This window comes from Roseburia sp. OM03-7AC (genome assembly GCF_003462625.1).
In the GTDB taxonomy this organism is placed as follows: Bacteria; Bacillota; Clostridia; order Lachnospirales; family Lachnospiraceae; genus Roseburia_C; species Roseburia_C amylophila.
The window spans coordinates 1113681-1125921 of record NZ_QTZJ01000001.1 but is presented as its reverse complement, the minus strand read 5'-3'; the positions used below and the strand labels follow the sequence as shown (position 1 = coordinate 1125921).

Here is a 12241-nt window from a genome sequence, read left to right as displayed (position 1 = left end):
CAGCTTCCTGCGTGCACTGCGGAACTGGACCAAGATAGGGCGAAAGCCCGAGAGCGGGAAGATGCATGGCAGCTTCCCGCATGCACTGCGGAGCTGGACTGAGATAGGGCGGAAGCAGAGAGCCGAAAAGTTGAAAAGAAAAAAAGAAAGCAGGTAATCACATGCGAGTAGGAATGGGATATGATGTTCATAAATTAGTAGAAGGAAGAAAATTAATCATAGGCGGAGTGGAGATACCGCACAGTCTTGGCTTGCTGGGACATTCGGATGCAGATGTATTGTTACATGCCATCATGGATGCGTTGCTGGGGGCAGCGGCTTTAGGAGATATCGGAAAGCATTTTCCGGATACAGACCCGGCATATGAGGGGATTTCCAGTATAAAATTATTGGAAGAAGTGGGACAGCTTTTAGAGAAAGAGAATTATGTCATTGATAATATCGATGCTACGATTATTGCCCAGAAGCCAAAGATGCGTCCACACATTGAGAAGATGGAAGAAAATATTGCACAGGCATTGAAGATAGACGTCAGTCAGGTAAATGTAAAGGCAACCACAGAGGAAGGGCTTGGCTTTACCGGAAGCGAAGATGGAATCAGCTCCCAGGCAATCTGTGCTATCTCAAGTATCTATGAAAACAGCATAGCAGTGGGAGGCAGTGAACGAAATTGTGCAGGCTGCCCGGGATGCGGAAAATAACTTTTCTATTGACAAAATGGCAATTCGTGCATAAACTAGTAGCGTAAAAAGAATTTAAAAATGATTCAGAAATGAATTGATAAATGCAGTGAACGGAAAGAGTAGTATACATGCGTGAATAAAAGAGAGAGACGGTCATCGGCTGAAAGCAGTCTTGATTCCAAAGTATATGAAGTGCATCCGGAAGCAGTCCCGGTGAAAGCAAGTAGCCAGGAACGAATAGCACACGTTACGTGTATTGAGGGAAAGCAGCAATGCTTTACTTAGAGTGGAACCGCGGAATAACTTCGTCTCTATATTTATATAGAGACGATTTTTTACTTTATAGGAAATTGCTTTTCTGTAAAGTAAAAAATCGCTCCGCGAGAAAAATTGCAGGCTTGCATGCATAAAGGAAAGAATCTATACAGTGAACAGGAGGCTGTAATCATGGGTTTTATAAAAGAATTAAAAGAGGAATTTGAGATTATCAAGGAGCGTGATCCGGCATTAAAATCTCCAATGGAGGTTTTGCTTTATCCGTCATTTCGTGTTATGCTTAGTTATAGGCGTGCACATAAGCATTACCTGAAGGGACATTTCTTCCGGGCAAGATATATTTCGCAGAAAGCAGCAAGAAAAACCGGAATTGAGATACATCCGGGCGCAGTAATTGGAAAAGGATTCTTTATCGACCATGGTACCGGCGTTATCATCGGAGAGACATCAATTATCGGAGATAATGTAACCTTATATCAGGGTGTAACTTTGGGCGGAACCGGTAAGGAAACCGGAAAACGTCATCCGACCTTAGAGGATAATGTAATGGTAAGTGCCGGAGCAAAAATCATCGGTTCCTTTACCGTAGGAGAGAATTCGAAAATCGGCGCCGGAAGTGTGGTAATTGAAGAGGTGCCGCCAAATTGTACCGTAGTTGGTGTTCCGGGACGAATTGTAAAACGTAACAATGTAAAAATTCCGCGCAGCGATATGGATCAGTGCAATCTGCCGGACCCGGTACAGGAAGACATCAATGTATTGCAGCGGGAAAATTCAGAATTATGCAACCGTATCATTGATATGGAAAAAGAGATAAAAGCATTGAAGCAGGAAGTAGAGAAGAATTAAATAAGTAATTCCAGGAACGATGGAGGATAACATGGAGAACAACGTAAAGATTTTTAATACCCTTACAAGAAAAATAGAGACTTTTGTGCCAAACGAAGATGGCAAAGTGAAAATGTATACCTGCGGACCAACCGTATATCATTTTGCACATATCGGAAATCTGCGCAGCTATATTATGGAAGATGTATTAGAGAAAACACTTCGCTATGCAGGTTATGATGTAAAGCGTGTCATGAACATAACAGACGTAGGACATCTTTCCAGTGATGCAGATACCGGTGAGGATAAAATGTTAAAGGGCGCAAAGCGTGAGCACAAGACCGTTATGGAGATTGCAAAGTATTATACCGATGCATTCTTTTCCGATTGCTCCAAATTAAATATCAAACGTCCGGATGTGGTAGAGCCGGCAACCAATTGTATCCCGGAATTTATTCATATGATAGAGGTACTTTTAGAGAAAGGCTATGCATATATTGCCGGAGAAAATGTATATTTTGATACATCAAAATTAGATGATTATTATGTATTCTCCAGCCAGAGCGAAAAAGAGCTGATGGTAGGTGTCCGTGATGACGTATCTGAGGATGAAAATAAGCGCAACAAGAGTGATTTTGTATTGTGGTTTACCAAGTCCAAATTCGATAACCAGGAACTGAAATGGGATAGTCCATGGGGCGTTGGTTATCCGGGCTGGCATATCGAGTGCTCCTGCATCAGCATGAAGCATTTAGGTGAATATATGGATATTCACTGCGGCGGTGTGGATAATATTTTCCCACATCATACCAATGAGATTGCACAGAGTGAAGCATATCTGGGACACAAATGGTGTAATTACTGGTTCCATGTGCATCATCTGAATGATAAATCAGGAAAAATGAGTAAATCCAAGGGAGATTTCCTGACCGTTTCCTTATTGGAAGAAAAAGGTTATCTGCCGCTGGTATATCGTATGTTCTGTCTGCAGTCCCATTACAGAAAGCCATTGGAATTCTCTTATGAAGTAATGGATAATATGGAAAATTCCTATGTAAAGCTTCGTAAGACCATTGCAAAACTGGATGCGTCTACAGAAGTAGAGCAGGATAAATTTGATGCATACAAAGAGAAATTCCTGCAGGCATTAGAGGATGATTTAAATACTTCCATGGCACTGACTGTAGTATATGAAGTATTGAAAGCCGATATGACCGATGCAACCAAGCTTGCACTGGTAAAAGATTTTGATTATGTATTATCTCTTGATTTAGCAGCGGGAGAAGCAGCAAATCCTGCCGATGAAATCGATGCAGATTTAGAAGCATATGTATTAGAAAAAATCGAAGAGCGTAAGGCTGCAAAGAAAGAAAAAGATTTTGCCAAAGCAGACGCAATTCGTAATGAACTTTTGGAAAAAGGAATTGTCTTAGAGGATACCAGAGAGGGTGTAAAATGGAAAAAGGCATAGATTCCCATATCAAAGAATATTTTGACCTGCCAAAGGTGGATGTAGCAACCTACTCCCCTTTGGCACTTGCCTACATAGGAGATGGCATTTATGACCTTGTCATAAGAAGCATTGTAGTTGGAAAAGGCAATACCAAGGCATCCCGTCTGCATCAGACCACCAGCCATCTGGTGAAAGCACATGCACAGGCAACGATGATGGAGACACTGACTCCAATGCTTACGGAAGACGAAACGGAAATTTACCGCAGAGGCAGAAATGCCAAGTCTCCGACCATGGCAAAAAACGCAACTATGTCAGATTATCGCCGTGCCACCGGCTTTGAAGCATTGATGGGCTATTTATATCTGACGGATCAGTTTGAGCGGATTTTGGAATTGGCGAAAGAAGCAATCAGACACTATAATGTGAAGACCGGAAAGAATGATCTGGCAGGAGGAAAGTAGAATGGAAGAAATGCAGATGGAAAACACACAGGCGGAAAGCACGAAGATAGAAGGAAGAAATGCAGTTTTAGAAGCATTTCGTTCCGGGAAAACCATAGACAAGCTGTTTGTATTAGATGGCTGTAAAGACGGTCCCATTCAGACCATTTTAAGAGAAGCGAAAAAACATGATACGCTGGTACAGTTTGTGGCAAAAGAGCGTTTAGAGCAGTTGTCAGAGACGAAGAAGCATCAGGGTGTCATTGCCATGGCAGCAGCATTTTCCTATGCAACGGTAGAAGATATTTTAGAAAATGCCAGAAAGAAAAATGAAGCACCATTTGTCATTTTGCTGGATAATATTGAAGATCCGCACAATTTGGGTGCAATTATCCGTACTGCCAATCTGGCAGGTGCCCATGGCGTCATTATTCCAAAGCGCCGTGCAGTGGGACTGACCGCTACCGTAGCAAAGGCTTCTGCAGGAGCCATTTATTATACACCGGTAGCAAAGGTAACCAATCTTACCAATACCATCCGGGAACTAAAGGAGCAGGGCATGTGGTTTGTCTGTGCAGATATGGGTGGCACAACCATGTATGATCTGGATTTAAAAGGTTCTATCGGACTGGTTATCGGAAATGAAGGAGAAGGTGTCAGCAAATTAGTAAAAGAAAACTGTGACTTTGTGGCATCGATTCCAATGAAGGGAGATATTGACTCCTTAAATGCATCGGTAGCAACAGGTGTTTTAGCTTATGAAATTGTAAGACAGAGATTAAGTTAACAGGAGAGAGAGATGCAATCTTATCAGAATATGAGTGATGAGGAATTAATTGCAGCACTTCGTAGTGGTGAAAAAGAAATTACAGATTATCTGATGGACAAATACAAGAGTCTGGTTAAGAAAAAAGCAAAAGCACTTTATCTCATTGGTGGTGAGACGGACGATTTGATTCAGGAGGGAATGATTGGTCTGTTTAAAGCTGTCCGGGATTATCAGCCGGATAAAGACAGCAGCTTTTTTCATTTTGCAGACCTTTGTATTGCAAGGCAGATGTATACAGCGGTGGAGGCTTCCAATCGGAAAAAGCATGCACCGCTCAATTCGTATGTACCACTTTATGCAGATAGTGAGGATTCGGAAGGCAGGAATCTGGCGGATGTGTTAGAGACTATAGATGAGGCGAATCCGGAGAATTTATTTATCAGTCAGGAAGACCGGGAAGATTTCAAGCGGAAAGTAAATGAAACTTTAAGCAAAATGGAACAGGAAGTGTTGTCGTATTATCTGCAGGGCTTTCGCTATGAGCAGATTGCAGAAGCTATGGGAAAAGAGCCGAAGGCTGTGGATAATGCGTTGCAGCGTTTAAAGAAGAAGTTGAAAGGGAAGTAACAGCATGAAAAATATCATTCACATTTTTCGTAAGGACGTAAGAGGACTTTGCAGGAATTTTTTCGCACTGGTCATTGCAATTGGATTGTGTTTTATTCCATCTTTGTATGCATGGTTTAATATTTATTCCAACGAGGATCCTTATGCCAACACCGGAAATATCTATATTGCAGTGGCATCTGAAGATGAAGGAATGAAATTAGAGGATGGCACAACCGTCAACATGGGTGTTCAGGTGATTGAGCAGTTGAAGGAGAATAAATCCATAGGCTGGCAGTTTGTAGACAGCTCTGATGAAGCAATCAGTGGAGTAGAAAGTGGAAAATATTATGCGGCAGTAGTTATTGGTGACCGCTTTTCCGAGAGCATGTTCAGCATCTTTTCTGAAGGACTGGAGAATCCGACCATTACATATTATGAGAATGAGAAGAAAAATGCCATTGCAACGAAAATTACCGATACTGCAGTGAGCACATTAAAGTCCAGTATCAATGAGACATTTCTTGAGACAGCGGCAAGTGCCATGTTTGCCCAGATGGATAATCTTTCTGAGAAAATAAGTGAAGATGGCGGTGTGGATGGATTCCGCCAGAAATTAGAGCAGCTCAGCCAGAATTTAAAGGACTATGATGCCATGATAGACAGCTTCCTGTCCGGAAATGAAGAACTGAGCGCAGGGATTGATGAAGCCAATTCCAGTGTGTCAAAGGTGGAAGATAAAATTGATTCAGCTGTAAATTCCCTAAATGGAACAAAGACACAATTAGACAGTACGGATACTACACTTTCAGATTTTTCCAAGAATGTGGAGACAACCTTAACGGATATTGAGAATTCTTTGAATAAGATTTCAACGGATATTACCAATGCCGGACTGGGAGATTCTGCCAAGAAGACAACTGAAAGTATTGAGACAACAACGGATGATATTAAGACTTTAAATGACCAGTTGCAGTCGCTTTATGGAGCAATCAGTGGACTCAAGACAGATGAGAGCTTTACGGACGAGCAGAAAACGGATATGGATGATGTGATGTCACAGATTGATGCGTTGAAGCAGGATGCAGAAGAAATGCAGAAGCTTTTAGAGACACTGATGCCGGACAATGCATCAGATGCAGTAAAAGATGCGGTAGATACTGTGACAGGCGGAATGAATACAGCATTGTCTACCTGCAGCAAGACCATTGAAAATATGAAGAATGTATACACCAATAATCTGGTGCCTGGAGTATCCGGAATATTGGATACGGCATCCCAGATACTGGTCAATGTAACCAATCTTTTGAATAATCTGAATAATACATTAGGTGACATGGAAACCATTTTCGATGGAACCTTAGATATGGTAGATGCTACAGATGAAAGCTTTACACAGATTCAGACATTGCTGAAGACCTGTGATACAAAGATAGAAGAGGCAATCAGCAAGCTGAATGAAGCATCGGAAGATGAACAGATGCAGATTATCATGGAACTTTTGGGCGGCGATCCGGAATCCTATGGTAAATTCTTTGCACAGCCGGTAAAAGTGGAGACAAAGCAGGTTTATGAGATTAAAAATTATGGTTCTGCGGTTGCACCATTTTATACAACACTGGCACTCTGGGTAGGCGGTATTGTACTGGTGGCACTGATTAAGGTAAAGGCATCCGAAAAGGATTTGACGAATCCGAAGCGTTATCAGCTTTTCCTTGGAAGATATCTCATTTTCTTTGTGATGGGACAGATACAGGCATTGATTATTGTGCTGGGTAATATTTATCTGCTGCATTGCCAGGTGAAGAATCCGGTATTGTTCTGGTTTGCGGCGTCGCTGACGAGCTTTACCTTTACGCTGTTAATTTATGCACTGACACTTTCCTTTGGAGATATCGGAAAAGCACTGGTGGTTGTAATGGTCGTTATCCAGATTGCAGGTTCCGGTGGAACATATCCGATTGAGATATTGCCGGAATTTTACCGGCGGGTATATATTTTCTTCCCATTCCCATATGCCATTAATGCCATGCGTGAAACCATTGGCGGCATGTATGGCGGAACCTATGAGAAGAATCTGGCAGAGCTTCTGATTTTCGCAGCAGCGGCATTGTTAATCGGACTGATGATTCGCATACCATTTATGGGTATCAATCATTTCGTAGAAAAGCGAATGAAAGATACGAAGATGATGTAAGAGAGCAGGTGAAGAGCAGATGGAAAAGAAAGAAGATTATGAAAAGCTTTATGACATGCTTTTAGGCTATGAGCAGGAGATTCATAAGAAGAACCAGAAACGTATCCGCATCGGATTGCGGTGCCTTATCATTATTCCACTGATTTTCCTGGCATTGTTATTCTGGACAGAAAGCTCAAAAATTGTATTTTTGATTCTGTGGATTGTATCGCTGTTTATTCTGGCAGGATATTTAATTTTCGTAGAATATTCGGACTATAAATTACAGGAAAAATTAAATGAGATTTCTAACCGGGAGCAACAGGAGAGAGATGCACTGATTGGCGATGGAATTGCCCAGGTAGAAGAACGGATTCGTACCGTACTTCAGACGGCAGAGCAGGAACTTTTAACGGATAGCACAAAGGAGTAGCAGAGGGATAACACATGAAAAATATTTTTAGAATCTTTTACCGGGATTTTAAGAGAGTCAGCACAAATGTGGTAGCAGTGGTTATTGTAATAGGTCTTTCTATTATTCCGTCACTGTACGCATGGTTTAATATATTGTCCAACTGGGACCCGTATGGACCGGAATCTACATCAAATCTTAAGATAGCAGTATATTCCGCAGATGAGGGAATTGACATGGGAGGTCTGTCTTTAAATATCGGAGACAGCGTCATTGATGCCCTGAAAGCCAATCAGACTATGGGCTGGCAGTTTACTGATACCATGGATGAAGCAACCGACGGTGTATACAGCAGTGAATATTATGCGGCACTGATTATTCCGGAGGATTTCTCCGAGAAAATGATAAGCTTCCTTAACGGAGAAGTACAGAATCCGCAGATTATTTATTATGAAAATGAGAAGAAAAATGCCATTGCACCAAAGATTACATCCAAGGCAAAAACGGCAGTGCAGGAACAGGTTAATGCAACCTTTGTCAGCACTCTGGCAGAAGTCATGTTAAAGGTAAATGATGTCATGGTAGAAAATGGAATGGATTCCGGCTCTATGATGAATCTTTTCCTGACACAGCTTAATGATTTAAGCGGAGATTTGGACGGCTATATTGCATTGCTGAATTCTTTTGTCAGCATTACCAATTCGGCATCCAGCCTGATTGATACGACACAGGTTATGCTGCCGAATCTGAATACGATGGTAGATGATGGTTCGAATACGGTAAATACCATGCAGGGAGCATTGAATTCCGGCAGCCTTAATGCCAGTGCTTTGGCTGAGGTTATTTCAGCAAATCTTAATACAGCAGCCGACAGCCTTGACAACATCAATACGCTGATACAGAATGCCTTAGATCAGTTGGATAACTATGGTGATTTATCTTCCGGCGGACTGCAGAGCGCAATTAATATGATGCCGCTGATCCGTCAGTTATTTGAAAACAGTGTGGCAGACTGGAAGGATGATGAAAGTGTTTCCGGTCAGATTGCAGAAATCGAAGCACAGTTAGATAAAATTGAAGCAGATTTAAACAGTGTCCAGAATAATGTCACAGATTTAAATACTGCAAAGGATACTTTAAACACTGAAATATCTACCGAAATAACTTCCTGTAAGACCAAAATAAAAGCTTTAAAAGATACGTTTGACTATTCGGTAAAAGGTCAGCTGGAGACAACCATTCAGTCCATGCAGGGGTCACTGAATCAGACACAGGCAATTTTAAATGGTGTCGATGGAGATTTTGATGAAGTATCGGAAGTATTGGATGCTTATAGTGAAACCCTCGATAAGGGAAATGAAAGCTTAAGTGATTCACTGGCAGCAGCACAGGAAATGAAGACCGGACTTGACAGTGTGATTACAAGTCTCAGTGCTCTGGAAATCAGTGACCAGTATCAGGCTTTGATGAAAATCTTAGAGACCGACCCGACTTTGTTAGGAGATTTCTTATCTTCTCCGGTCAATATGGAGACGAAAGAGATTTATCCGATTTCCAATTATGGTTCGGCAATGTCACCGTTCTATACAGTACTGGCATTGTGGGTAGGTGCGTTGATTCTGGTGGCAATCATTCATGTAAAGGTACTTCCGGATGAGAAAATACCGGATGCAAAACCTTACCAGAAATTCTTTGGAAGATATATTACATTCTTCCTGATTGGACAGGTGCAGGCATTGATTACTGCACTGGGAGATTTATTTTATATTAAGATACAATGCCATAACCCGTTCTTATTCTGGCTTGCCTGCGCATGCTGCAGCTTTGTATTTACCTTATTTATGTACGCATTAACGGTAGCCTTTGAAAATGTCGGAGAGGCTTTGGCGGTAGTCATTATGGTTATCCAGGTAGCAGGAGCAGGCGGTTCCTTCCCAATCGAAGTACTGCCGGCAATCTATCAGCGGATTTACCGTTTCTTCCCATTCCCTTATGGAATGGATGCACTCCGGGAGACTATCGGTGGTATGTATGGAATGACTTATTGGAAATGCATTGGCATCTTAGGCATCTATATTATAATCTCACTTCTGATTGGACTTGTAATTGCAATTCCGTTCCGGAAGTTAAATATGAAGATTGAGCATAGCAAAGAAAAATCTGACATTATGCTGTAGAAAAGTATTGACAATCATAGCTCTCTATAGTATAGTATTACAAGTCGGGATTAGTTCCGACAGAATTGCTGGCATGGCTCAGTCGGTAGAGCGTCGCATTGGTAGTGCGGAGGTCACGGGTCCGATTCCCGTTGCCAGCTTAACAGGAAAAAAGGCTGTAATCCTTGATAAATCAAGGGTTACAGCCTTTTTGGTTGCAGGCATCCGTAAGAAGCTGCCAGTGGCAGGTTCAAAGGAAATTACAAAAGTAGAGAAAGATTTAATAATTTGGTTAGACACATGTGGGATAGCTTCGACTACAATATGGGGAATATGCAATATGCTGAAGACGGACGAGGAAATCAGGGAATTAGGTCGGTTTTCACTGGATATTCCAGAGGAAATGTATCGGAACAATCCGAGCGAAGCGGAGGAGCAGATACTGGCAAAAGCATTGCAGATAACACAGAATAGAAAAATAGAATGATAAATGTCAATAAATACAAAAAGGTTAAATCTTTCACTTCAAAAAGTGACCTAGCGGATAAAACTGCTTAAGGGTTACAGCTTAGCTCTAATTTTTTGGATAAGGGCGTCCTGCAGTACCTGCGAAAAATTAATATTGAGTGAGATAGCCTCTTCATTTAACCATTCCGGAATGGTAAGGGTCTTTTTTACTGCTTTTGAGTTATTGCGTTTTTGATAAGCAAGCATATCGAATTCGATGATAATGCAGTATTCATTTTTTGAAACGTTAATATCTTTTGGCTGGGAAGGAACCGGAATCTCCTGATGTTCCTGCTTACGGCTTATCAGGGCAAGACCTAAGGCATCAACAGCCATTTCATAAGCATTTTGCATATCATCTCCCTGGGTCATACATTCCGGTAAATCTGGAAAAGTAACCCAAAATCCACCTTCTTCTGCAATATGAAAAATGGAAGGATAAAATAATTTGTTCATAAGAACCTCCTTTCGATAGAAATTGGATTATCGTAGACCGGCTTCTTTTAAAATTGCCTGTTCTAATCCTTTCTTCAAGTCTTTGTTATGATAAGGAACAATGACGGTTCTATTCGTGATAGGATGAAATAATTTTATGTGAGAACCGCTTTGGCTGGTTATGATAAAACCATGTTTCTTAAGGTAGTTTACCATTTCTCTGGAAGTCATTGGCATATACGCAATTCTCCTTTGATCAATATTATATTAATACGTGTTAATACGTGTGTCAAGAGTGGAATAAACTAAAACAAAAAAGATAATAAAAATGCATGGAATAATCTGAAATAAGAAGATTAAAAGAACTACTTAAAATGATATGCACATAATATGTAAAGAAAAAGAACCAATAATGGTTCTAGTAGAAAACTAACATATAAGAAAGAAACTGTCAATCAAAAAGACAATATCTTTACCCAGAAAAAAGCTGCCCACCGGCAGCTTTTTTCAGGTTATGCAAATCGCATAAAACATATTAACATCCGAGTCTGAATAATTTGCAGATTGTGTTAAATAACTCGGAACAGCTATTGAAATTAAAACACATAGTTTCGTCCTCCTTATTTTTCTGAATATGTCTTAGCTAAGTACAAATGAATTGTAACAAGTCTGTAACATTTTCGCAATAGGAGTACATTGGAAACATGGGAAATATCTGGCCTTAGGATAAGCCGGGAGGAGTTGGCTCTTTCTCAAGCTTTGCAAACCAGCTATTAACGGCCTTGCTTACCTCGTCACGTTTACGAAAAGGAATCTGCACAATGGAGTGGTCTTCCATAATAAGGTCGTGCTGCAGAATTCCAGTGACATGGTTTAGGTTTACCAGATAGCTGCGGCCAACCGGAAGAAAACAGGCAACAGAGGCAAAGTCCTCGGTAAGCTGTGTCAGGTTTCCGGGAATCGTAAAAGTCTCTGATATAGCGTGCAGCAGGACATTGTGCTGCCCGGTTTCAAAAAAGAGAATATCTGAGTAAGGAAGAGAATATTCCTTCCTACGGACAGAAAAGGTAAATACTTCATTGGATTCCTCTAAAAGCGTATCGCAGCGGCTCATGGCATTGAGAAAATCTGTGTGTGAGTAAGGCTTTTGCAGATAGTAAAGAGCATTTACCTCATAGCTTGCCATGGCATGTTCCGTAGAAGAAGTGGTGAAAATAATGCCACCTTCATAGCCCAGTGAACGAAGGATACGTGCTGTTTCCACACCATCCTGGTTATTCATATAGATATCTAAAAACAGCAGAACCGGATAACGCTTTTCTTCCTTATAATATTGAATCATCTCTTCGCCCGAAGAAAAAAGTAGAATCTCCATATTACAATGATGTTTCGTGGCATATGTATTCAGATGATGTTTCAGCCGTAAGGCATCGCTTTCAGAATCTTCGCATAAGTAAATCAGCATAATTATTCTCCTGTATATAAAAAGTAAAAAAC

General features: G+C 41.0%; 13 protein-coding genes, 1 tRNA gene and 1 other annotated feature. Of the genes, 11 read left to right on the top strand and 3 right to left on the bottom strand.

Annotated elements, in window-relative coordinates:
• The first annotated feature begins 161 nt into the window (after window positions 1-161).
• The 11 genes from ispF (at window position 162) to DXB39_RS14755 (ending at window position 10289) form a co-directional block, all read left to right on the top strand.
• Complete coding sequence (gene ispF, locus DXB39_RS05465) at window positions 162-701, top strand: 2-C-methyl-D-erythritol 2,4-cyclodiphosphate synthase (protein ID WP_022242903.1); 540 nt, start codon at window positions 162-164, stop codon at window positions 699-701.
• 79 nt (window positions 702-780) lie between these two features.
• Window positions 781-999, top strand: a binding site (T-box leader).
• Between the two features lie 131 nt (window positions 1000-1130).
• Window positions 1131-1808: a serine O-acetyltransferase EpsC gene (epsC, locus tag DXB39_RS05460; protein WP_022242902.1), complete on the top strand. Its 678-nt coding sequence runs from the start codon at window positions 1131-1133 to the stop codon at window positions 1806-1808.
• Between the two features lie 31 nt (window positions 1809-1839).
• Window positions 1840-3258 carry a cysteine--tRNA ligase gene (cysS, locus tag DXB39_RS05455; RefSeq protein ID WP_117840663.1) on the top strand — a complete coding sequence of 473 codons (1419 nt, stop codon included), beginning with the start codon at window positions 1840-1842 and terminating at the stop codon, window positions 3256-3258.
• The gene (locus DXB39_RS05450) at window positions 3243-3704 is read left to right on the top strand and encodes a Mini-ribonuclease 3 (RefSeq protein WP_022242900.1); all 462 of its coding nucleotides are present in this window, start codon (window positions 3243-3245) and stop codon (window positions 3702-3704) included. The genes cysS and DXB39_RS05450 overlap by 16 nt, the downstream gene beginning before the upstream one ends.
• Window positions 3705-3714: 10 nt before the next feature.
• The gene (gene rlmB, locus DXB39_RS05445) at window positions 3715-4470 is read left to right on the top strand and encodes a 23S rRNA (guanosine(2251)-2'-O)-methyltransferase RlmB (RefSeq protein WP_416390276.1); all 756 of its coding nucleotides are present in this window, start codon (window positions 3715-3717) and stop codon (window positions 4468-4470) included.
• 12 nt (window positions 4471-4482) lie between these two features.
• Complete coding sequence (gene sigH, locus DXB39_RS05440; RefSeq protein WP_022242898.1) at window positions 4483-5079, top strand: RNA polymerase sporulation sigma factor SigH; 597 nt, start codon at window positions 4483-4485, stop codon at window positions 5077-5079.
• 4 nt (window positions 5080-5083) lie between these two features.
• Entirely contained in the window at window positions 5084-7255 is a 2172-nt protein-coding gene (locus DXB39_RS05435; RefSeq protein ID WP_117840665.1) for a YhgE/Pip domain-containing protein, read from the top strand.
• A gap of 19 nt (window positions 7256-7274) precedes the next feature.
• Window positions 7275-7667 (top strand): hypothetical protein, encoded by a 393-nt coding sequence (locus DXB39_RS05430; RefSeq protein WP_199534332.1) that lies wholly within the window; start codon window positions 7275-7277, stop codon window positions 7665-7667.
• 14 nt (window positions 7668-7681) lie between these two features.
• Complete coding sequence (locus DXB39_RS05425; protein ID WP_117840667.1) at window positions 7682-9823, top strand: YhgE/Pip domain-containing protein; 2142 nt, start codon at window positions 7682-7684, stop codon at window positions 9821-9823.
• A 67-nt stretch (window positions 9824-9890) separates the two neighbouring features.
• Window positions 9891-9963, top strand: a tRNA-Thr gene (locus DXB39_RS05420).
• Window positions 9964-10142: 179 nt separating this feature from the next.
• Window positions 10143-10289, top strand: a complete 147-nt coding sequence (locus DXB39_RS14755) for a hypothetical protein (RefSeq protein WP_158565962.1) — start codon at window positions 10143-10145, stop codon at window positions 10287-10289.
• A 74-nt stretch (window positions 10290-10363) separates the two neighbouring features.
• Here DXB39_RS14755 and DXB39_RS05410 read toward each other — a convergent pair whose 3' ends face one another.
• The 3 genes from DXB39_RS05410 to DXB39_RS05400 form a co-directional block, all read right to left on the bottom strand.
• Window positions 10364-10765, bottom strand: a complete 402-nt coding sequence (locus DXB39_RS05410; RefSeq protein ID WP_117840670.1) for a type II toxin-antitoxin system HicB family antitoxin — start codon at window positions 10763-10765, stop codon at window positions 10364-10366.
• Window positions 10766-10792: 27 nt separating this feature from the next.
• Window positions 10793-10981 carry a type II toxin-antitoxin system HicA family toxin gene (locus DXB39_RS05405; RefSeq protein ID WP_117840672.1) on the bottom strand — a complete coding sequence of 63 codons (189 nt, stop codon included), beginning with the start codon at window positions 10979-10981 and terminating at the stop codon, window positions 10793-10795.
• Window positions 10982-11465: 484 nt separating this feature from the next.
• Window positions 11466-12209: a LytR/AlgR family response regulator transcription factor gene (locus tag DXB39_RS05400; RefSeq protein ID WP_158561855.1), complete on the bottom strand. Its 744-nt coding sequence runs from the start codon at window positions 12207-12209 to the stop codon at window positions 11466-11468.
• Window positions 12210-12241 lie beyond the last annotated feature (32 nt).

What these genes read in the sequence shown, in the direction of transcription:
- DXB39_RS05425 (WP_117840667.1), top strand. Translation starts at nt 7,682, where the DNA reads ATGAAAAATATTTTTAGAATCTTTTACCGGGATTTTAAGAGAGTCAGC.
- epsC (WP_022242902.1), top strand. Translation starts at nt 1,131, where the DNA reads ATGGGTTTTATAAAAGAATTAAAAGAGGAATTTGAGATTATCAAGGAG.
- DXB39_RS05450 (WP_022242900.1), top strand. Translation starts at nt 3,243, where the DNA reads ATGGAAAAAGGCATAGATTCCCATATCAAAGAATATTTTGACCTGCCA.
- DXB39_RS05410 (WP_117840670.1), bottom strand. Translation starts at nt 10,765, where the DNA reads ATGAACAAATTATTTTATCCTTCCATTTTTCATATTGCAGAAGAAGGT.
- DXB39_RS05400 (WP_158561855.1), bottom strand. Translation starts at nt 12,209, where the DNA reads ATGCTGATTTACTTATGCGAAGATTCTGAAAGCGATGCCTTACGGCTG.
- rlmB (WP_416390276.1), top strand. Translation starts at nt 3,715, where the DNA reads ATGCAGATGGAAAACACACAGGCGGAAAGCACGAAGATAGAAGGAAGA.
- DXB39_RS05435 (WP_117840665.1), top strand. Translation starts at nt 5,084, where the DNA reads ATGAAAAATATCATTCACATTTTTCGTAAGGACGTAAGAGGACTTTGC.
- DXB39_RS05405 (WP_117840672.1), bottom strand. Translation starts at nt 10,981, where the DNA reads ATGCCAATGACTTCCAGAGAAATGGTAAACTACCTTAAGAAACATGGT.
- cysS (WP_117840663.1), top strand. Translation starts at nt 1,840, where the DNA reads ATGGAGAACAACGTAAAGATTTTTAATACCCTTACAAGAAAAATAGAG.
- ispF (WP_022242903.1), top strand. Translation starts at nt 162, where the DNA reads ATGCGAGTAGGAATGGGATATGATGTTCATAAATTAGTAGAAGGAAGA.
- DXB39_RS05430 (WP_199534332.1), top strand. Translation starts at nt 7,275, where the DNA reads ATGGAAAAGAAAGAAGATTATGAAAAGCTTTATGACATGCTTTTAGGC.
- sigH (WP_022242898.1), top strand. Translation starts at nt 4,483, where the DNA reads ATGCAATCTTATCAGAATATGAGTGATGAGGAATTAATTGCAGCACTT.
- DXB39_RS14755 (WP_158565962.1), top strand. Translation starts at nt 10,143, where the DNA reads ATGCTGAAGACGGACGAGGAAATCAGGGAATTAGGTCGGTTTTCACTG.